This window comes from Erwinia persicina (assembly GCF_014838825.1).
GTDB classification, from domain to species: Bacteria; Pseudomonadota; Gammaproteobacteria; order Enterobacterales; family Enterobacteriaceae; genus Erwinia; species Erwinia persicina_A.
Window position 1 is genome coordinate 135437 of record NZ_JACYMO010000005.1, and the last position, 20412, is coordinate 155848.

The following is a 20412-nucleotide window of genomic DNA, read 5'->3' on the forward strand; positions in this document are numbered from 1 at the left end:
TGAGGGCATCGTGTCTTCATTGATCGTAAGGTGAAGATATAACAAAAGTAAAATAAGGAAGTTAATATGAAATCAATCAGTCTAACTGCAGCAAGTGAAATCGTCGGTGGGGCCCTCAACCCGATTGAAGCAATGACAAAAGGCGCGACAGCGGGTTATAACGCGGGGGCCAGTATCATGGGGCTGCTGGGCGGCTTAGTCGGAGTGGTCACCGGTGGTGTGCTCGGTTTCGTCGGCGGCTTTGTCGGTACTGTTAAATAACGTCAATCATCGTTTCCCTATTTAACCGTTGCATTCATTATCTTGCTCACGGTGTATAGAATTTATCAGGAGTTAAAATGAACACTGTTGAAATGAAAGTTGCAGATGAGATCGTTGGTGGTTGGGATCCTGCTGGACAGGCCATTGCTGGAGCGCAAACCGGTAAAGCTATGGGCGACAGCCTGCTGGGCCCACTGGGTGGCGTAATCGGCGGGGCGTTAGGATTAATTGGCGGATTTATTACCGGCGTGCTGTCTGCTTAAAGTTATTATTGAAATGAATAAATGGCCCCGGATGAGGGCCATTTTTTCTTAACCAATTACTGGGGTGACATGTCATCTTTATTTCGTTTTCACACCACTGAGAAAACGCCGATTATTCGGCAGCATGAATATACTGAATGCGGTCTTGCCTGTCTGGCAATGGTTTTAGGATATTATGGCTATAATACATCCATAAGCCAGCTCCGGCGTGAGTATGAAGTATCGGAAGATTCAGGGACCTCACTGTCTTCATTATTAAAGTGGTCGAGGGAAAAGGGGTTAGAAGGACGATTGCTTCAGGGAAAAGTCACTGAGCTGAAGCAGGTTAATCTTCCCGCTATCGCTTTCTGGCGTGGTAATCATTTTGTCGTGGTGGTAGGCGTAAACGATCGCGGCATTACAATCCACGATCCTGCAAGCGGGCTCCGCCGCTATAAGTATAAAGAAGCCGAAGTCCTGTTCTCCGGTTATGTTCTTGAACTGCGGCCGGCAGCCAGCTTCACCCAGCAGTCAGCAGACGCTTCTTTTTCTCTTAATCAGTTAGCCAGTAACATCACTCATCGGGTGAAGCGTCAGATCACACTGTTTATTTTTTCCTTGTTTGCATTATTGATTATGCTGATATCTCCATCCTATTTTCAGTTAGTGCTGGATGAAGCGATATCACGCAGCGATTATGACCTGGTTATTCTTCTGACTTGTATTTTTGCCATTGTCTATATATTTGATGTAGTAAACCGTTTTTTAAAGCAGATATTAGAAATTTGCTTGCGTAACTTTGCCTATGATGAGCTGAGTCAGTCAATTCGTGGTTATTTACTGCGCGCGCATACCAGCTGGTTTCGTACGCGCCCGGTAGGTGTCATTCTCGCCATTGAGAAATCACTGCATAGTTGCGCAGAATTTATTAGCAACGGCTATGTGGCAATGGCCTATTCTTTCCTGATAAGCATCTTCAGTCTGATTTTTATGATGTTTTACAGCGTTAAAATTGCGCTGGTCACATTACTTTCCATGACTGTTTTCCTGGTTATCCGTTTTGTGCTGATTAGGCCTTATCAGCGTGCGGTGGACAATGCCATCACCAAAACGGCTGAATACGAGTCTTTGCTGGTTGAAACCCAGAAAGGGATTGTCACGTTAAAAGCTAACAATATGCTTAGTAATATGAATAGCGTCATTGACCGGGCCATGCGCAACCACATCAACGGGCTGATGCATCAGGAACGTCTGTTAGCCCGCTTTGATACGGCCTCGGTGTTTGTCATTAATGCAGAGCAGCTGATTGTGGTCTGTATGGGGGCCTGGGCGATTTTACAGGGTCAGATGTCTATCGGGATGCTTGTGGCCTACCTGAGTTATAAGCGATATTTTTCTGATGCGATGGTGCAACTCGCCCATAAATATCTTGAAAAAAATGCCCTTAAAGGTCCTCTGGAACGCATCGCAGATCTCGTGAGCTACCAGGCTGATGAGGATGATTTTGGCGACCGGAAAATTGAAGTGCCACGCGTTCTGACGCTGGATAACGTGTCTTTTTCCTGGCCCGGCAAAGCCGCGATTTTGAAAAACATCAGCCTGACATTGAGCACCTCGCAGGAAACGGTCATTGTTGGCCAAAGTGGGTCAGGTAAAACGACGCTGCTGCGCCTGTTGTCCGGAATTTTGCAGCCTGGCAGCGGAGAAATCAGACTTAACCAGTACCCCCTCACGTCCTATCATTTGGCGGAACTGCGCCAGCATATCCGTATTATCCACGCGGATGACCAGCTTTTTACCGGTAGCTTAATTGAGAACATTTCAGGTTTCTCTCTTGAAGTCGACCTGAAAGAGGTGATTGCTGCATGCAAACTGGCGCAGATTCACCGTGTGATCGCCGCACTTCCACACGGGTATGAAACGAACTTTATTCCGGGTAATCCGCTATTTTCCGCCGGCGAAGTTCAACGTCTGGTGCTGGCACGCGCACTGTATGCCCGCCCTGACTGGCTATTGTGCGATGAGGTGACGGCTAATCTGGATAAACAGACTGCCAGCAAGGTACTGACCAACCTGAGATCGCTGGGTATCGGTTTGGTTTTTGTCACCCATTCTCCGGAAGTTGTTTATCAGGGCGGGCAGCTGGTTGAGTTAGAAAACGGCATCATTCTGGCTAACCCTGAAGTGCAGACATCATGATCCCGGGTTTTATGTGCCACTGGATGGCCAAAAGAGCGTGTAAGCATCACATTGCAGAACGCTTCGAGCAGAACTATTTGCAGTTTATGCGCCAGCCTGAGGGGACCTTTGATGAAGAGATTTTTATACAGAATCTTCAGCAGCGTCTTCGGCTGATGGTAACCCTGCGGAGTTTGTCACCACAACGCTGGTCACGGGTGATGAGTCCGGGGGGGCGTGATGAGATTTATAAATGGGCCACAGAGTACCTCTACCAACAGCGTACCCTGGTGCCGCTGTTAAGATGGAATGGCCTGCCGTTGGTACTGGCCTCGCTTATACAATCAGCGCCAGAGGAGATGGATTTTCTATTTATTTCTCAGGATCCCCTCTATCAACGGTTAGCAACGCTTCGTCGCTGCCGGGATAACAGTCTACTGTCTCACCGCCCGCTGGCCGTATTTGTTTTTATTGATGAGCGTTTGCCTGAGTCTCCTGTAATACCTTTTCTGCTTAATGGCAATCGCCTGCGGGTCACGGCAGTGTTCCCTCATACCCTCACTCGCCTGCATATGGAGATTCAAACGTTAATTCCTGTCGGAATGCCTGACTCCCCCTCTTTCCGGGTCATCGGGCAGCGCTATGCACCGGATGCATGGGAAGACGCTGTCGCAGCTAATTTCCAGCAGTTATGCCGCTTCCCTACGTACTGGGGGCAGTGGGACGATATTTCTGTTCTTTTATACGGGTAAGCCCATGTTGTTTATCAAGCGACGTACCAACCCTGCAGCTAAAGTGGTGAAACGGCAGTATGCACGGGTTTATAATATTCATCTCCCGGGTTTAAAAATGGCCCTGATGATGTTTGCTTTATTTTTTTTGTGTCTGATTATCTATTGTTGTGTCGTTGAATACTCTGAAACTACGCTGGCCCAGGGGGTGGTGATCAATGCCAAAGGGGATGTGCAGGTACGCGCGAAGGCCTCCGGAACCATTATGAATATCCCGATTAAAGAAGGGCAATATGTGAAAGCCAATCAGATACTCTTCAGTCTCTCACGGGATTACGGGGGGAAAGAAGGGTCTGTGATTGAATATGAAGCTGCGCATTACCTCTCGGAGATAAAACGGAATAATGACAGGATGCGTAATATGACCAGCTCAGTCGACAACCTTAAGCGAAACCTGACCCGGCAGCTGGCGATTATTGACGATCAGATTAGCGCATCATCTATTAAAATAAATAAGGCGAAAGAGTTGGTCGCGAATACGCAGGAAACCCTGAAATCTTACACGTTAATTGAGAAAAAGGGCTATGTCTCTAAAAATGATTTGAATATGCGCAGGAACGACGTTCTGAATGCCCAGCTTAATCTCAAACTTGAAGAGTCAAATCTTTTACAGCTGCAAAGTAATAAAAGTTCAATTCGTGATAATACACAGTATCAGATAGATGATCTTAAAACGCAGTCACTCTACCTTGATAATCGTAACAGTGAGATTGAACGTACCCTTGCGACTCAGGGAAGTAAATCACTGACTATGCTGGCCCCGACTGATGGATATGTGGTTGCGATCAACTTCCCACCAGGTAAGGCCGTCACACAGGATACGGAAGTAGTGGTGGTGATCCGCCATGATACCAGCAGCCCGCTGGAAGGATATATTTATATCCCTTCTGATGGTGCGGGACGGATCAACGCCGGTGATAAAGTAAAAATTCGTTTCGATGCCTGGCCTGTTGATAAGTACGGAACTGTCACTACGACACTGGAAGATTTCGTTCCGATCACCATTGATACGCGGTCATTGCTTGTTCCACTACCACAAGGTAAAACATATTATCTTGCACGGGTTCAATTACCTCCTTTTTTCACTGACTCGGGAAAACGGAAAAGAATGCTGCTGGGGGGAATGACGCTTAATGCGGATATCGTTCTTGATAAACGTCCTCTTGTTGTTTTGTTACTGGCTCCGCTGGAGCGTGCGCGCCAACGTTTTCTTTCTTTCTAGTCATGCTCTTCGGTATATAAATTTTCCTGTGAGATGATTTTTAATGGATAGCAAGGAGAACAATTATCCAGATTAGGCTGGTTTATTCTGCCTTGCATCCGATTTTTTGCTATTTTCAGTTTCCCTTACAAAGGTAAGTGGTAATGGGATCGATGAAAAAAAGATACTGACCATTATTCTGTTTTTTTATTTTTAGATAGATGTCTTTATTGGATTCCAGGAAAAAACGAGGAAAGAGTTTTTTAATATCGTTTTCATCAGTATTGTCTGTAGGGAATTTGATGTTTTTTATAGAGTGAAGAAAGTAACTTTCCCCATTATGATTAAAGATGAAAAATATTCTGCGCGAGATTTCCTGTTCACGACCATCATTCATTTTAATATTTCCGTCTATACCGATATAACCTTCCTTTTTTTCAAATGTGTAACTTATCAGTAGATTTGACGTGGATGCTGAATTATGTTGCACAAGATTTATTAAACAGGTGAATGTTGTCGGACTGCGTGTTTCCTTCAGGAGTAAAAAAGAAGTTATCGAAGTTAATATGATAATAAAGGCGATGCTCATTATTAATGATATTTTATACATGTTTTAATTACCCAAAATAAAGTAATCTGAAATGCACAGGCTGTGATCACCCTTTTTTCTTGAGCAGCGCAGCACTGAGACTCTTGGCAACTGAGGAAGAGCATCAATATAAATCCACGGATAGTTATTACAGGCACTGTAAAAAGGTTCTGCATAACGTAGTGTTTTATTCTGAATTTTTCCAAAAACGATATCCGGTGAGACATAAACATTACACGCCGGTGGGCCTGAAACAGGAATGTACTCTTGCAGATACTCTATAGGTGTCAGTTTTTTAACTACCATATAGGACATCATTGAAAGTATTCCCAATCCTGAGATAAGGATAAAAAGAGGTAAATATCGCTGATAAAAAATGCTGTAACCAGACTGCTCTGCAGGGTTGTTATTATTCAGGGATTTTGCAGATATGAACGATGGGCGACTATCAGATGACGGTGTTGTTGATTCGAGTTCATTTTTAATATCGATCTCATCCTCTGTAGAGATATGTGTTTCCGTGATGACTTCTACGTTATGTTGATTGATATCAATGAGTTGCTCTGTCGCCAGCTTAGTAATGTGACAATCATTTGACAGAGTAATCCCTATCCGTGGGATGGTGACGATGAGCTCTTCTTCAAAGCCTATTTTTTTTAACCCTTTTCTGAGGATAGAGATATTTTGATAGAAAGTGTTCGGTGAAACATGTACTCCATTTTTAACCCAAACTTCATCCATGAATTCTTGCTGACTAACAATAATTCCGACTTTTTTTATCAGTAGTAAGAAACAACGACTGGCGGGGGAGTTGAGAATCACCACATTTTCAGGCGAATCTAAACGACGTAAAATGCTTTTAGCAGGATGGAATTCTATCCAGTTATTTATGATGTAATGATTGTGCATGTTATTACCTCTACAGTATTTAAGGTTATTAATAAATATATCTTTTATTTCTGAGCGGATTCCTGGAGGTAAATGACAAGATCCACCCTTTTTTTATGTCACTACTTAACGTAGCGCAAAGCCGGGATTAACAATATTTATTGTTGTTTTACGCTATAAGCTGTTTTTCTTTTTTCTCCTGGTGAAGTGATGCCGATTGCTGATGTTCATATTTCATAAATGAACACAGCATTTTATGAATAAAATTTCTAAAAGTTTATTTTCTGTATGCTATTAGTCTGTTTTTGCACAATTTTTAATAGCTAGCCGGATGTTTCTGTTTATATCCGAGAGGAATTGGAAAAAAATCATTCTTGTATTGATAGCTTTTAAGGGAGCAGGGCGTTTTTCTGCCTGTGACAAACCCCCGGGAGAGAGATGGCCAAAAATCAACTTATTGATTTAACGAGCATTAATTCCCCCGTTAAATGATATCCTAAGCGGTTTTTGTTTCGATTGTCAGTCACTATCCCGCCAGTGGGCCGCAATAATACTTTAGGCTGTTTTTATGCTTGGTTTCCTAAAGAAGCTGAATTTATAGTGGCTTATTGTTGTCATGCTCTTGTCTTTTATTTTTAATAACATCGCAGGCTGTAACCTTGGGAGAGCAGCCATATGATCTCAATCTCCCTTGCGGATACCATGCGGTATTTCTCTGTTGAAGAGGATGATTCTCGCCACTGATGATTATGCTGGATGCCGGTATGGCTATTTAGAAACAAACATTCCAGGAATAACGCATTGATATTAATGGTTATTGCTACGGTATGTTCAGTGTTTTGTACATTTGTCACGAGATTAAATTTTTTTATCTTATAATCGGGGAAGTATTTATCAAAAGCATATCTAAGATAAATAGAAGTGTAAAAGTACTCAATGATTACTAAAATCCTTTTCATTCCGCCTTCTCCTTTTATCTTTTTTTGCTCTTTCCGTAGCAAGAAGATCAGTATAAAACACTAATGATTTTTATTTAGGTATCATGGGGTTTTTGATGCTGTTCTTATACGTGCTGGTTCCTCCTGACACTTTAATTCAGTGATGGGAGGATAGTCATAACAGCGCTCTAAAAAAAATCAATTTTCCTTAATTGATAAATAATAACAACTCATTAATTACTTCAATAAATTAAAATTATCTAAAAACAAGAAGTTAGATGTGCTTAAGGGATGCGTGAAAAAGAAGGTATGAATTGTTGTGAATCTTGTCGGCGCTCACTTAACCTCAACCCATTTTTATCGCTGTCTGCTGGTTCATTCAGTGAAAGACGTGCTCTAATTCCGATACACTCGCCTGTCTATTTCATCATCACTAAAATTGATTTGCTTCTGTGCCTGATAAAAAGCCTTTGAGTGAATATTCTTCGCGGGCCTTCATGGCTTCGTTAAACAGAAAAAACCAGTTTAAAACTAAACTTTTGTTATTTATTGACCGTTTTTTTAGTTATCGCCCTTTTTTATCCTGTCTGATGAATGAACGAAAAAAGGCCGGATAGTTTACTATCCGGCCTGGAAAGGGTTCTTTTATCGTGTGCGGGCTAATGTTCTCTGCCAGCGTTCATTAACGCATGGTGACAAACTCTTCCGAGCCGGTCGGGTGAATCGCCACGGTATTATCGAAGTCTTTCTTGGTCGCGCCCATTTTCAGCGCCACGGCGAAGCCCTGCAGCATCTCGTCCATGCCGTAGCCGATACCGTGGATCCCGACGATTTTCTCATCGGCACCCACGCACACCAGCTTCATGCGGCACGGCTGGCGATGCTGTGTGACGGCGGTGTACATGGCGGTGAATGACGATTTGTAGACTTTCACCTGGTCATCACCAAACTTCTCACGCGCTTCCGGCTCGCTCAGGCCTACCGTACCGATCGGCGGATGGCTGAAGACCACGGTGGGGACGTTGCTGTAATCCAGATGCTCGTCCGGTTTGTTGTTAAACAGGCGCTCGGACAGGCGACGGCCTGCGGCGACAGCCACCGGGGTCAGCTCAACGGCGCCGGTGTTATCACCAACGGCGTAAATACCTTTAACACTGGTGTTCTGGTATTTATCGACGCTGATGTAGCCCTTTTCATTCAGTTTGACGCCGGTGACGTCCAGGTTCAGGTTGTCGGTCATCGGCTCACGGCCAATTGCCCACACCAGGCAGTCTACCGTCTGCTCTTTGCCGTTTTCCAGCTGTAAGGTCAGGCTGCCATCGGCATTTTTCACTACCGCTTTTGGAATCGATTCGGTGTGCAGCGTCGGGCCTTCGGTGTTCATTACTTCCACCAGCGTGTCGACGATCAGCGGATCGAAGCTGCGCAGCGGGGCATGTTTACGCACGTAAAGGTGGGTTTCAGAACCCAGCGCATTCAGTACGCCGGCAATCTCCACGGCAATATAACCGGCACCGACGACCGCCGTACGTTTTGGCAGGGCCTGCAGTTCAAAGAAGCCATCGGAGTTGATGCCATGCTCCGCACCCGGAATGGTCGGCTGGGTTGGGCGACCGCCGGTGGCAATCAGAATATGGTCGGCGGTAATTTTCTCGCCGTTGACTTCAACGGTGTGCGCGTCGACAAAACGGGCATAGCCTTTGATGACATCGACGTTATTTTTACCCAGGACGTTATCGTACGAGGTGTGGATACGGTCAATGTAGGCGCTGCGGTTTTTCAGCAGAACGTCCCAGTTGAACTGGTTAACGGTGGTATCGAAGCCGTAATCCGGGCCGTAGTTATGGATCGCTTCAGCAATCTGGGCCGCATGCCACATCACTTTCTTCGGCACGCAACCAACGTTAACGCAGGTGCCGCCCAGTTCTTTCGCTTCGATCAGCGCACATTTCTGTCCGTGCATGGCTGCACGGTTAATGGAGGCGATTCCGCCGCTGCCGCCGCCGATAGCAAGGTAGTCATAATGTCTGGTCATCGAGTCTTCCGTTTAAGTGAGAGTCTGTCCAAACTGGCTGCAACGATGACGCCGGTCTGGACAGACCCTGATTGAGTTAAATCAGCTGGCGTAGAGTGTAACGCCACAAGGGGAAAAGCCGCAAAGGTTGCGTCTATGATTGTGATAGGGGGAGGCACAGAGCGAACCCTGTGCCTTAGTGTATTACGGTGTCAGCACGGTCTGCATCAGCAGGCGGTTCAGGGCGCTGGCATCGCGGCGCGGCGCATCGGATAGCGGCGGGCGATCCTGCCGGGCCAGCTGATGTTCAATAAAGGCATGGATGTGCTCGCGGCGCGGGCCGATCTCCGCTTCGCCCGCCTGGCGCTTACTCACCAGCAGAGCGTCAATCTCCGCCCGCAGCAGCGGATCGCTGACTGTTTCTGCCATCAGCCGGTCAAAACGCATCGGCGGAGCGCCTCTCCCGGCTTCAATCCACAGCACTGCCAGCAGCGGACGCAGCACGTAGAAATCCTTTTTCAGCCGTACCTGTTCGCCCTGTAAATAGCCACGAAAATTCTTCTTCGCCATCGACAGGTAGTGATAGCGCGCCCGCAGATCGCTGAAGAAGTCCGGCACCAGACTGCGTAATGCCTGCACCGTATCCGGGTGCTGGCGGTAGACCAGCGGCGAATCCAGCCACTCCATCAGCGTCGGGTTGGCCGCTTTCAACAGCCCCAGCGTTTTACGCAGCTCCCAGCCGCAGACGTCCAGCTCACTGTCGATCGGCAGTTCGATCACATCGCGCGGTGGCTCGACGCGCAGATACCACTCGGGTTGATGCACATAGATAAAACGTACGTCATAGTCGCTGTCGGGGGAGGCAAATCCCCAGCCCCGGCTGCCGGATTCGCAGGCATACAGCACGCGCACATTGTGGCGGGCTTCAATCGCGTTTAATGCCGCCAGCACCCATTCCCGCATCGCCGGGCTGACGGCTTCTTCCGTTCTCATTTCCTGTTCCTTATCCTTTTACACACACCACCTGACGCAGCGTATGCACTATTTCCACCAGTGACGCCTGGGCAGCCATCACCGCATCAATATCTTTATAAGCCATCGGGATTTCATCGATGACGTTGCTGTCTTTGCGGCACTCCACGTGTGCCGTGGCGCGCTGCTGGTCGGCGACCGTGAAGCGGTTTTTGGCTTCGGTACGGCTCATCACCCGCCCGGCACCGTGGCTGCACGAACAGAAACTCTCTTCATTGCCCAGTCCGCGCACGATAAAGCTTTTGGCACCCATTGAGCCGGGAATAATCCCCATTTCGCCTTTCCGTGCCGACACTGCGCCTTTGCGGGTGATCAGCACCTCTTCACCAAAGTGCTGTTCACGCTGCACATAGTTGTGGTGGCAGTTAACCGCCTGTTCTTCAGCAATAAACGCCTTCGGCAGGGCCTGCGCCAGTGCCGTCAGCGTCTGTTGCATCATCACCTGGCGGTTATGTCGGGCAAATTCCTGCGCCCATTCCACCGCCTCCAGGTAGTCGGCAAAGTGCTGGCTGCCTTCGCTGAAATAGGCCAGATCGCGATCCGGCAGATTGGCGATGTGCTGGCGCATGTCCTCACGGGCGAGGGTAATAAACAGGTTGCCGATGGCATTGCCCACCCCACGGGAACCACTGTGCAGCATCACCCACACCCGCTGGGCTTCATCCAGACACAGCTCAATAAAATGGTTACCGGTGCCCAGCGTGCCGAGGTGGTGATAGTGGTTGGTTTTCAGCAGCGCCGGGTATTTGTCGGTAATGCGTTTAAACCCCGCTGCCAGCGCCTGCCAGTGGCTGTCTACCGTCTGCGGCGGCGACTGCCACGCCCCCCGATCGTGACGGGCGCGGCCCGTGCTGCGACCGTGTGGCACTGCGCGTTCAATCGCTGTGCGGATACCCAGCAGGTTATCCGGCAGATCGCTGGCCAGCAGCGAGGTGCGCACCGCGATCATGCCGCAGCCAATATCCACGCCCACTGCCGCCGGGATAATGGCCCCTTTCGTCGGGATGACGCTGCCGATGGTCGAACCTTTGCCAACGTGTACGTCCGGCATCACCGCCAGATGTTTATAGATAAACGGCATCCGTGCCGTATTCAGCAGTTGCTGCTGGGCTTTCACGTCCACCGGCACGCCTTCGGTCCACATTTTTATGACGGCCGCGCCTGGCGCGGTCAGCTGTTGCATGCTCATGGTCACTGTCCTTTTATCTGTACCAGTCCGTTCAGCACCTGATCCAGGCCGCCGAAAACGGAAATCTTATCAATGCGTTCTGCCACCCTTTCCAGGGTTTCCAGCTCTTTCAGGCGCAGTGCGACCGGGTTGTTTTCCATCACTTTGGCCGTGTTCAGCAGCGATCGGGTGGCGGCCGTCTCTTCACGCCGGCGGATCACGTTAGCCTGGGCGGACTTTTCCGCCTCCACCAGGCGGGTCAGTATGGTCTTCATCTCGCCCGGCAGAATGATGTCCTTCACCCCGAGGGAGGCCACTTCCATGCCGTACGCCGCGATATTCTGCCGGATCTGCGTGCTCACCAGCTCATCAATCGCCTGCTTGTTTTCCAGCAGTTCATCCAGGCTGCGCGTGCCCACGGCCTCACGCAGCGCAAACTGCAGCTCACGGTAGAGGTATTCCAGCGGTTTGGTCAGCTGCGCATACGCGCTCATCACATCGCTGTACCGCCAGTTAGCCGCCAGGTTGATGCGCAGGCTGACTTTATCACGCGTCAGGATCTCCTGGCCGCTGACTTCCAGCGCCTGTACGCGGGTATCCACCACCTCCACGTCGACCTGATGGTTAAAGCGCCAGTAGCCGCTGGCCCCGGGCGGCAGCAGTGCCTGCGGCATACCGTCGACCTTCAGGATACCCACATGCCAGGCCGGTACCTGCACCAGCAGGACGCCGGCATTGCCGGTGACCACGTGCTGACGGAGCTGGGGCTGCATCAGGGTGGCGACGAGGGACGACGGAATTTCTACCGTATCGGTCGACAGCAAATCGATACGCTGCGGGCTGCCGTTCAGCCACCACAGGCGGCGCGTACCCGGCGGCAGGATCTCCACCAGTTGATCGTTTTTATAGTGCAGCCCGACGTGAGTTTCTGGCACGGCGACCGTCTGGCAGAACGCGCTCACCCACTCGGGGTGATACTGCTGCAGGTAGTCGGCCAGCATGCTGTCCAGCGGCTGATGAAGCTCAAAGGTCGCGACCTTGAGCTGGCGTCGCCAGTCGCGGAGTCGGTGCTCCCCGGCCGGCAGAATCTGTTGGTATTCGTCGTTCTTTGACAGCAACGCGATTTGACCTTTCCGTATGGTGATATGTCTGAACATCTTTTTCTCCTTCATTTAGGGTGCACCACGGAGCACGGGCGTCAGCGTGAAGCCTGGGGGAGCACCGGAGCGGCACCCGGTACAGCGGCGGCGCGACGATGATGCCCCAGACCCGACGCATCAGCCGGTGCTCCGGGTGGGCTGCTGACTGCACAGCCGGGGTACTGCTATCAGGCTCTTTGGAGAGAGGTGCGAAACCGGGAGTCGAACCCGTTCTGGCCCTGTGCCTTCGCAAAATGTCTTCGTGCTGACGGAACGCCTGCGGGAAAACGGTCATCCGTTCCCGGTGCGCCGGCTGGGTTCATAACCCGGGCATCATTCAGCCTGTCGACGGGATAACTATTGCCAGAAGCGTGCCAGAAAAGAGAAAATGCTGAAATTATTTTTAATTCACTGATAATTAACATTTTTATTTTATGGCAACAGAAAGGTGTTGCTGTGCATGAAAGGGTAAATTTATCCTGTGGGATAAATATTGCGATAAAAGGATAAGGCATGAAGCGCAGAGTGGTGATAGGTATGCTGGGGACCACCCTGGATAAACGTGGTAAACGGGAGAACCGCTGGAATAAATGGCGGCCTACGCTGGGGCTGTGTATGCAGCCTGACTTGCCCGTGGACCGCCTGGAACTGCTGCATCAGCCTGACCGCCAGACAATGGCACAGCAAATGTCGGAAGATGTGGTGCTGGTCTCGCCGGATACCGAAGTGAGGCTGAATCCAATTACGCTGAATGATCCGTGGGATTTTGAGGAGGTGTATACCGTCCTGCTCGATTTTGCCCGCCACTATCCCTTTGATACAGAGAATGAAGAGTATCTGGTGCATATCACCACCGGTACCCACGTAGTGCAGATCTGCTGGTTCCTGCTGACCGAGGCGCGCTACCTGCCCGCCGGGCTGCTGCAAACGGCACCCGCCCCGCGGGACCAGGAGAGTGCCAGAACGGAAGGGGTATATACCCTGATTGATCTCGATCTCAGCCGTTATGCCACACTGACCAGCCGCTTTATGCGCGAACGTCAGGAGTCGGTCTCACTGCTGAAGGGGGGCATTTCCACGCGTAATGCGACGTTTAATCAGCTTATCGATCAGATTGAGCGGGTGGCGCTGCGGTCCGATGCGCCGCTGCTGTTGACCGGCCCGACAGGAGCAGGAAAATCCTTTCTGGCGGAACGCATCTACCAGCTGCGCCAGTCGCGTCACCGGGTCAGCGGCAGGCTGGTCGCGGTCAACTGCGCCACGCTGCGCGGGGATAACGCCATGTCTACGCTGTTTGGTCATGTTAAAGGGGCGTTCACCGGCGCGTTGCAGCCGCGTAACGGCCTGCTGCGGGAAGCGGACGGCGGCATGTTATTCCTTGATGAGATCGCCGAGCTGGGGCTGGATGAGCAGGCCATGCTGCTGAAAGCGATTGAGGAAAAGCGCTTTCTGCCTTTCGGCGCAGATAAAGAGGTGAGCAGCGATTTCCAGCTCATCGCCGGCACCCATCGCGATATGCGCCAGTGGGTGGCTGAAGGACGCTTTCGTGAGGATCTGTATGCGCGCATCAATATGTGGAGCTTTACCCTGCCGGGGCTGGCAGCGCGGCGCGAAGATATTGAACCGAATCTGGACTTCGAACTGCTGCGTTTTGCCAGTGATGCGCAGTCGCAGGTGCGTTTTGAGCCGCAGGCGCGTCAGCGCTATCTGCAGTTTGCCTGCGCACCGGCTGCCCTGTGGCGCGGTAATTTCCGTGAGCTGAGCGCGTCGGTCACCCGAATGGCGACCCTCGCTGATAACGGCCGCATTGAACTGGCTCAGGTGGAAGAAGAGATTGCGCGCCTGCGCGCAAGCTGGCAGGGGGAACCCGCACTGGCATTGCCGGACGCGCTGGATCTGTTTGACCACAGCCAGCTGGAGACGGTGCTGAGAGTGTGCCGTGGGTCCTCTTCGCTGTCGGAGGCCGGACGCACGCTGTTTGCCGTATCGCGCCAGCAGAAGAAACAGCCCAACGATGCCGATCGGCTGCGTAAATATCTGGCGCGTTTTGCGTTAGACTGGGACAGCATCAAGTCGGGTGGAGCACCCGGACAATAACGGAAGGAGTCAGTGGATTATGCAACTGCAGTTTTTAGGCACCGGGGCCGGCACCCCCGGCCGCGAGCGTAACGTCACCAGCATCGCGCTGGATCTGCAGGGCGTGCGCAATGCGACCTGGCTGTTTGACTGCGGGGAAGCGACGCAGCATCAGATCCTGCGCACCCCAATCAAGCCGGGTAAGATCGAGAAGATCTTCATTACCCACCTGCACGGTGACCATATTTTTGGCCTGCCGGGGCTGCTCACCAGCCGATCGATGAACGGCTCGACCGATCCTATGACGATTTACGGCCCGGTCGGGCTGAAAACCTTTGTCGATACGGCGATCGCGCTGAGTGGCTCGTGGCTGACCTTTCCGCTGGACATTGTGGAAGTCCGGGCCGGTGAGGTGTGTTGTGATGAGCACTTCCGCGTGACGGCCTGGCCGATGACGCATCCGGTGGAGTGTTACGGCTATCGCATTGATGAACATGATAAACCTGGCGCGCTGGATGCGGCGAAGCTGGCTGCCGACGGGGTGCCAGCCGGGCCCTGGTTTTACGACCTGAAGCACGGGCGCAGCGTAACGCTGCCCGATGGCAGGACAATTAACGGCTGGGATTATGTCGGAGAGAAAATCAAAGGCCGCAGCCTGGCGATTTTTGGCGACACCGCCCCGACGGCGGCGGCGAACGAGCTGGCGGCGGGGGTGGATCTGATGGTGCATGAGGCGACGCTGGAAGTGGCGATGGAAGAGAAAGCCAACAGCCGCGGGCATTCCACTACCGCTCAGGCGGCCAGGGTGGCGCTGGAAAGCGGAGCAAAACGTCTGATCGTGACGCACCTCAGTACGCGTTATCTGCGGGCTGACTGTGAACGACTGCTGGAGGAGTGTCGGGCGGTGTTTCCGCACACCGAGATGGCGCACGATTTTGCGATCTTTACGCTGTAGTGGGGGGCCGTTTACGCGGCCGCCCCTGCCGGGGATTATTCCGGCACAATCCAGCTGACTTTAGAGTAACCGGTACCGGACGGCACCAGCACTTTCTCCAGCCACGGCAGCACGTTTTTCATCTGCTGCTCCAGCTTCCACGGCGGGTTAATCACAATCATCCCCGAGGCGGTCATACCAAAGCGGTCGCTGTCCGGGCGCACGCCCAGCTCAATCTGCAGGATACGGCGGATGCCGGTGGCCTGCAGTTCGTTGAACATGCGCTTGATCTGCTGACGCAGCACCACCGGATACCACAGCGCAAACACGCCGGTACCAAAGCGTTTATACCCTTCCTGAATACCCTGCACCACGGCCTGATAATCACTTTTCATCTCGTACGGCGGGTCGATCAGGATCAGCCCCCGGCGTGACAGCGGCGGCAGCTTGGACTTGAGCTGCTGATAGCCGTCGGCACGGGCCAGGCGTGCGCGGTCGTCTTTCTGAAACTCGCTGCGCAGCATCGGGAAGTCGCTGGAGTGCAGTTCGGTCAGCTGAAGCTGGTCATACTCGCGCAGCAGGTGGCGGGCAATCAGCGGCGAACCCGGGTAGTAACGCAGTTTACCGCCGGGGTTGTAGTTCTTCACCACGCTGATATACGGAGCCAGCTCTTCCGGTAAATCATCCTGCTGCCAGATACGCGCAATGCCTTCCAGGTACTCTCCGGTGCGCTCCGCATGTTCACCGCTTAACAGGTAACGCCCGGCGCCCGCATGGGTATCAAGGTAGAGGTAGGGTTTTTCCTTCTCATTTAACGCGCTGATAATCAGGCTCTGCACGGTATGTTTGAGAACGTCGGCATGGTTGCCGGCATGGAAGCTGTGGCGATAACTGAGCATGTATTGGGATAATCCGGATGGTAAAAGCGAGCGTGCCGCCGTCGGGCGGCACAGGTTGGGGGTATTATAGCGAAAACGGCTTAAAAAAGCGCGTTCAGGTCGGGATTCGCTGCCACATCGGGTAAGTAAAGAACAGCAGGTGCAGCATATTAAAGGCAAAATGCACCAGCGTAGAGACCCAGAGCCGGCCGCTCCACAGCCAGGCCAGCCCGTAAATCAGCCCGGCGAGCGTGGCAAACAGCACCAGCAGCAGGCCGCCGGAAAAATGGGCAAAGCCAAACAGCAGGGCGGCAATGAACAGCGCCCGTTTATCCCCCAGTAACTGGCTCAGACGCTGCTGGATATAGCCGCGAAACAGTGCCTCTTCCGCCAGGCTGACAAAGAACAGATTGGCCAGCATAAAGGCACCCAGCCAGTCCGGCAGGTGGGGTTCTACTCTCAGCCCTCCGGCCAGCGTGGCCAGTAGCAACAGGAGCGGAAGTGACATCACCAGCACCAGCCACCAGAGCGCGTTAGCCGGGGGCTTTGCCGGGCGCTTCAGCAGGGTGGGCAGGCAGGCCAGTAACAGGAATGGGATCAGCGCCTTGTCGATGTTGTAATAAAAAGTAAAAGGCGCGCTCTGTGGCCCGACACGTTCGCCGGAAACAATAATCAGATTATTAAAGCCCGGGATGGTATGCAGCATCAGGGCGATCGCGCTGACTACCAGCACGATTTCACCGGGCAGGGAGAAGGCATTGGGTTGCTTCTGATTACCGCAGTAGAGGGCGACCGTGCCGATAATCGCCAGCGCCACTATCCCTGGCGGGAGCAGCGTCTGGTCAAAGACCGCCAGCCCGAGTGCAATAGCGAGCAGGATAAGCGAACTGCGAAGGTAAAAAGGTAGAAACAGCAACGAGGCCGCCAGCGTATACCACATAAAAAAACTCCCTGTTTGTAACGGAGTAATACGATGTATTTAAGCGGAAAGGAGTATGCAACGCGCACCCTGGTGTGGCAATGCGTAAAGTGCGGTGAAAATCGGGCTTCGCACGCCGGGAATGCCCCCGCCCGGGCGCAGGCCCATTGATTTTCACGCCACTAAACCCCATCTTAAAAAGATTGCGCGCATCTGTGCGCCCCATACCAACGATTAAAGGACTGCGCTATGACCAATCCGTTACTCTCCGATTTCACGCTTCCCCCTTTCTCCGCCATTCAGCCTGAACATGTGGTTCCGGCCGTGACTCAGGCGCTGGCGGACTGCCGCGCGGCGGTTGAAAAGGCGGTCGCACAGGGGGCGCCGTACCGCTGGGATAACCTGGTACAGCCGCTGGCGGAAGTGGATGACCGTTTAAGCCGCCTGTTTTCACCGGTCAGCCATCTGAATGCGGTGAAAAACAGCCCGGAGCTGCGTCAGGCCTACGAGCAGACGCTGCCGCTGCTGTCCGAATACAGCACCTGGGTGGGACAGCACGAGGGGCTTTATCAGGCCTATCGCAACCTGAAAGAGGGTGAACACTTTGCTGGCCTGGATCTCGCACAGAAAAAAGCGGTCGATAACGCGCTGCGCGATTTTGAGTTGTCCGGGATTGGCCTGTCGAAAGAGAAGCAGCAGCGCTATGGCGAAATTTCCGCCCGCCTGTCAGAGCTGGGGTCGACCTACAGCAACAACGTGCTCGATGCCACGATGGGCTGGAGCAAACTGGTTACTGATGAAAGCGAGCTGTCCGGAATGCCGGAGAGCGCACTGGCTGCCGCCAAAGCCCAGGCCGAAGCCCGGGAGCAGGAAGGCTGGCTGCTGACGCTGGATATTCCAAGCTATCTGCCGGTGATGATGTACTGCGACAATCAGGCCCTGCGCGAAGAGCTTTACCGTGCTTACTCTACCCGCGCCTCCGATCAGGGCCCGAACGCCGGGCAGTGGGATAACAGCGAGGTGATGGCAGAAGAACTGGCGCTGCGCCACGAGCTGGCACAGCTGCTGGGCTTTAACTCTTACGCGGAGAAATCGCTGGCCACCAAAATGGCGGAGAACCCGACCCAGGTCACGGACTTCCTGACCGACCTCGCCAGACGTGCCCGCCCGCAGGCCGAGCAGGAAGTGGCCCAGCTGCGCGCCTTTGCTCAGAAAACCTTCGGCGTGGATGACCTGCAGCCGTGGGATATGACCTATTACGGTGAAAAGCAGAAACAGCATCTCTACACCATCAGCGACGAACAGCTGCGCCCTTACTTCCCGGCCCAGCGTGCGCTGGACGGCCTGTTTGAAGTCGTAAAACGCATCTATGGCATCACTGCCAGCGAACGTCACGACGTGGATGTTTACCACCCTGACGTGCGCTTCTTTGACCTGTTCGACGACAGCGGCGAGCTGCGCGGCAGCTTCTATCTTGATCTGTACGCGCGTGATAACAAGCGCGGCGGGGCATGGATGGATGACTGCGTGGGCCAGATGCGCCGCGCCGACGGCACCCTGCAGAAGCCGGTCGCCTACCTGACCTGTAACTTCAACCGTCCGGTCAGCGGCAAGCCAGCGCTGTTTACCCACAACGAAGTCACTACCCTGTTCCACGAGTTTGGTCACGGTCTGCACCACATGCTGACCCGGATTGAAACGCCGGGCGTATCGGGTATCAGCGGGGTACCGTGGGATGCCGTCGAACTGCCAAGCCAGTTTATGGAAAACTGGTGCTGGGAGCCGGAAGCCCTGGCGTTTATCTCTGGCCACTATGAGACCGGTGAGCCGCTGCCAAAAGATCTGCTGGATAAAATGCTGGCAGCGAAGAACTACCAGGCGGCACTGTTTATCCTGCGTCAGCTGGAGTTCGGCCTGTTTGACTTCCGCCTGCACGCCGAATATGACCCGGCGAAAGGCGCGCGTATCCTGGAGATACTGAAGGAGATCAAAGATCAGGTTGCCGTGGTGCCGGGGCCGTCTTGGGGCCGTTTCCCGCATGCCTTCAGCCACATCTTTGCCGGCGGTTACGCGGCGGGATATTACAGCTATCTGTGGGCTGATGTGCTGGCGGCGGATGCCTATTCCCGCTTTGAGCAGGAAGGGATCTTCAACCGCGAAACCGGACAGTCGTTCCTTGACAATATCCTGACGCGCGGCGGTTCAGAAGAGCCCATGGAGCTGTTCAAACGCTTCCGGGGCCGTGAGCCACAGCTGGACGCGATGCTCAAACACTACGGCATCAAGGGTTAAGCTCTCAGTGAACATCTGTCTGTTAGATGAAACGGGCGCCGGAAACGGCGCCTTATCTGTCTTAGCGGCCCGCTGGCAACTGGTGCCGGATGACAACGCGCTTATGGCGCTGGTGCTGACCCCGGAACATCTGGAGCTGCGCAAGCGTGATGAGCCGAAGCTCGGCGGCATCTATGTTGATTTTGTCTCCGGAGCGATGCTGCACCGCAGAAAGTTTGGTGGCGGTCGTGGGGAAGCGGTGGCGAAGGCTGCTGGCGTCAAAAGCGGCTATCTGCCAGACGTGGTGGACGCCACGGCGGGGCTGGGGCGCGATGCGTTTGTCCTGGCATCCATTGGCTGCCGGGTACGTATGCTGGAGCGAAATCCGGTGGTGGCGGCGCTGCTCGACGACGGATTACGTCGCGGCTATGCCGATCCGGAGATTGGTCCCTGGCTGCGCGAACGCCTGACGCTGCTGCATGCCTCCAGTCTGGATGCGCTGACGGATATCCGCCCGCCGCCGGATGTGGTCTACCTCGACCCGATGTATCCGCATAAGCAGAAAAGCGCGCTGGTGAAGAAAGAGATGCGGGTTTTTCAGTCGCTGGTGGGGCCGGATATTGATGCCGATGGGCTGCTGCTGCCTGCGCGGCAGCTGGCGAAGAAAAGGGTGGTGGTGAAGCGCCCTGATTATGCGCCACCGTTAGCCGATGTCGGGACGCCCAATGCCGTGACCACCAAGAGTCACCGTTTTGATATTTATGCGCCGCTGGCCTGAGGAGTCGTTCCCGGCCAGCACGTCGTTACGAATACCCCGTCGTGGCTGACCTTCTTTTCGGGTCAGCCAGTCATTCCGAACCCATCTGATGGCAGACCTTTTTGCCGCCAGCCAG

Annotated in this window: 16 protein-coding genes; 9 read left to right on the top strand and 7 right to left on the bottom strand. The window is 52.9% G+C overall.

What is annotated here, in order from left to right; all coding sequences use genetic code 11:
• The first annotated feature begins 66 nt into the window (after positions 1-66).
• The 5 genes from IFU29_RS14100 (at position 67) to IFU29_RS14120 (ending at position 4694) form a co-directional block, all read left to right on the top strand.
• On the top strand, positions 67-261 hold the full coding sequence (locus IFU29_RS14100; protein WP_137269207.1) for a hypothetical protein: 195 nt from the start codon (positions 67-69) through the stop codon (positions 259-261).
• 77 nt (positions 262-338) lie between these two features.
• Positions 339-524: a hypothetical protein gene (locus IFU29_RS14105; protein ID WP_191934479.1), complete on the top strand. Its 186-nt coding sequence runs from the start codon at positions 339-341 to the stop codon at positions 522-524.
• Positions 525-545: 21 nt separating this feature from the next.
• Entirely contained in the window at positions 546-2702 is a 2157-nt protein-coding gene (locus IFU29_RS14110; protein ID WP_244633708.1) for a peptidase domain-containing ABC transporter, read from the top strand.
• A complete protein-coding gene (locus IFU29_RS14115) occupies positions 2699-3433 on the top strand; it encodes a hypothetical protein (RefSeq protein WP_191934480.1) in 735 nt (244 codons plus the stop codon). Before IFU29_RS14110 ends, IFU29_RS14115 begins: the two co-directional genes overlap by 4 nt.
• Before the next feature lie 4 nt (positions 3434-3437).
• Positions 3438-4694 carry an HlyD family secretion protein gene (locus IFU29_RS14120; protein ID WP_191934481.1) on the top strand — a complete coding sequence of 419 codons (1257 nt, stop codon included), beginning with the start codon at positions 3438-3440 and terminating at the stop codon, positions 4692-4694.
• A gap of 592 nt (positions 4695-5286) precedes the next feature.
• Here the strand turns inward: IFU29_RS14120 and IFU29_RS14125 are convergent.
• From IFU29_RS14125 to IFU29_RS14145, 5 genes are all read right to left on the bottom strand, one after another.
• Positions 5287-6171, bottom strand: coding sequence for a winged helix-turn-helix domain-containing protein (locus tag IFU29_RS14125; RefSeq protein WP_191934482.1), 885 nt, complete (start codon positions 6169-6171; stop codon positions 5287-5289).
• 1599 nt (positions 6172-7770) lie between these two features.
• A complete protein-coding gene (gene gorA, locus IFU29_RS14130) occupies positions 7771-9123 on the bottom strand; it encodes a glutathione-disulfide reductase (RefSeq protein ID WP_191934483.1) in 1353 nt (450 codons plus the stop codon).
• A gap of 183 nt (positions 9124-9306) precedes the next feature.
• Positions 9307-10095 carry a nucleotidyltransferase domain-containing protein gene (locus IFU29_RS14135; RefSeq protein WP_191934484.1) on the bottom strand — a complete coding sequence of 263 codons (789 nt, stop codon included), beginning with the start codon at positions 10093-10095 and terminating at the stop codon, positions 9307-9309.
• 10 nt (positions 10096-10105) lie between these two features.
• Positions 10106-11323: an RtcB family protein gene (locus IFU29_RS14140; protein ID WP_274604295.1), complete on the bottom strand. Its 1218-nt coding sequence runs from the start codon at positions 11321-11323 to the stop codon at positions 10106-10108.
• Positions 11324-11325: 2 nt separating this feature from the next.
• A complete protein-coding gene (locus IFU29_RS14145; RefSeq protein ID WP_191934485.1) occupies positions 11326-12459 on the bottom strand; it encodes a slipin family protein in 1134 nt (377 codons plus the stop codon).
• Positions 12460-12954: 495 nt separating this feature from the next.
• Between IFU29_RS14145 and rtcR the strand changes: the two genes are divergently transcribed.
• A complete protein-coding gene (rtcR, locus tag IFU29_RS14150) occupies positions 12955-14538 on the top strand; it encodes an RNA repair transcriptional activator RtcR (protein WP_191934486.1) in 1584 nt (527 codons plus the stop codon).
• Positions 14539-14557: 19 nt separating this feature from the next.
• Positions 14558-15472: a ribonuclease Z gene (gene rnz / locus IFU29_RS14155; protein WP_191934487.1), complete on the top strand. Its 915-nt coding sequence runs from the start codon at positions 14558-14560 to the stop codon at positions 15470-15472.
• A 35-nt stretch (positions 15473-15507) separates the two neighbouring features.
• Here rnz and IFU29_RS14160 read toward each other — a convergent pair whose 3' ends face one another.
• Both IFU29_RS14160 and IFU29_RS14165 read right to left on the bottom strand, forming a co-directional pair.
• On the bottom strand, positions 15508-16350 hold the full coding sequence (locus IFU29_RS14160; RefSeq protein ID WP_062748183.1) for a 23S rRNA (adenine(2030)-N(6))-methyltransferase RlmJ: 843 nt from the start codon (positions 16348-16350) through the stop codon (positions 15508-15510).
• A gap of 94 nt (positions 16351-16444) precedes the next feature.
• Positions 16445-17269, bottom strand: coding sequence for a CPBP family intramembrane glutamic endopeptidase (locus tag IFU29_RS14165; RefSeq protein WP_191934488.1), 825 nt, complete (start codon positions 17267-17269; stop codon positions 16445-16447).
• A gap of 228 nt (positions 17270-17497) precedes the next feature.
• Here IFU29_RS14165 and prlC point away from each other — a divergent pair, with 228 nt between their 5' ends.
• Both prlC and rsmJ read left to right on the top strand, forming a co-directional pair.
• Positions 17498-19540, top strand: coding sequence for an oligopeptidase A (gene prlC / locus IFU29_RS14170; protein ID WP_191934489.1), 2043 nt, complete (start codon positions 17498-17500; stop codon positions 19538-19540).
• A 7-nt stretch (positions 19541-19547) separates the two neighbouring features.
• Complete coding sequence (gene rsmJ, locus IFU29_RS14175; RefSeq protein ID WP_191934490.1) at positions 19548-20297, top strand: 16S rRNA (guanine(1516)-N(2))-methyltransferase RsmJ; 750 nt, start codon at positions 19548-19550, stop codon at positions 20295-20297.
• The last annotated feature ends 115 nt before the right edge of the window (positions 20298-20412 follow it).

Excerpts from the sequence above, each read along its gene's own strand:
- IFU29_RS14140 (WP_274604295.1), bottom strand. The coding sequence starts at position 11,323 with ATGAGCATGCAACAGCTGACCGCGCCAGGCGCGGCCGTCATAAAAATG.
- IFU29_RS14145 (WP_191934485.1), bottom strand. The coding sequence starts at position 12,459 with ATGTTCAGACATATCACCATACGGAAAGGTCAAATCGCGTTGCTGTCA.
- IFU29_RS14165 (WP_191934488.1), bottom strand. The coding sequence starts at position 17,269 with ATGTGGTATACGCTGGCGGCCTCGTTGCTGTTTCTACCTTTTTACCTT.
- IFU29_RS14160 (WP_062748183.1), bottom strand. The coding sequence starts at position 16,350 with ATGCTCAGTTATCGCCACAGCTTCCATGCCGGCAACCATGCCGACGTT.
- rtcR (WP_191934486.1), top strand. The coding sequence starts at position 12,955 with ATGAAGCGCAGAGTGGTGATAGGTATGCTGGGGACCACCCTGGATAAA.
- prlC (WP_191934489.1), top strand. The coding sequence starts at position 17,498 with ATGACCAATCCGTTACTCTCCGATTTCACGCTTCCCCCTTTCTCCGCC.
- IFU29_RS14115 (WP_191934480.1), top strand. The coding sequence starts at position 2,699 with ATGATCCCGGGTTTTATGTGCCACTGGATGGCCAAAAGAGCGTGTAAG.
- IFU29_RS14125 (WP_191934482.1), bottom strand. The coding sequence starts at position 6,171 with ATGCACAATCATTACATCATAAATAACTGGATAGAATTCCATCCTGCT.
- IFU29_RS14120 (WP_191934481.1), top strand. The coding sequence starts at position 3,438 with ATGTTGTTTATCAAGCGACGTACCAACCCTGCAGCTAAAGTGGTGAAA.
- IFU29_RS14135 (WP_191934484.1), bottom strand. The coding sequence starts at position 10,095 with ATGAGAACGGAAGAAGCCGTCAGCCCGGCGATGCGGGAATGGGTGCTG.
- gorA (WP_191934483.1), bottom strand. The coding sequence starts at position 9,123 with ATGACCAGACATTATGACTACCTTGCTATCGGCGGCGGCAGCGGCGGA.
- IFU29_RS14105 (WP_191934479.1), top strand. The coding sequence starts at position 339 with ATGAACACTGTTGAAATGAAAGTTGCAGATGAGATCGTTGGTGGTTGG.
- IFU29_RS14110 (WP_244633708.1), top strand. The coding sequence starts at position 546 with ATGGCCCCGGATGAGGGCCATTTTTTCTTAACCAATTACTGGGGTGAC.
- rnz (WP_191934487.1), top strand. The coding sequence starts at position 14,558 with ATGCAACTGCAGTTTTTAGGCACCGGGGCCGGCACCCCCGGCCGCGAG.
- IFU29_RS14100 (WP_137269207.1), top strand. The coding sequence starts at position 67 with ATGAAATCAATCAGTCTAACTGCAGCAAGTGAAATCGTCGGTGGGGCC.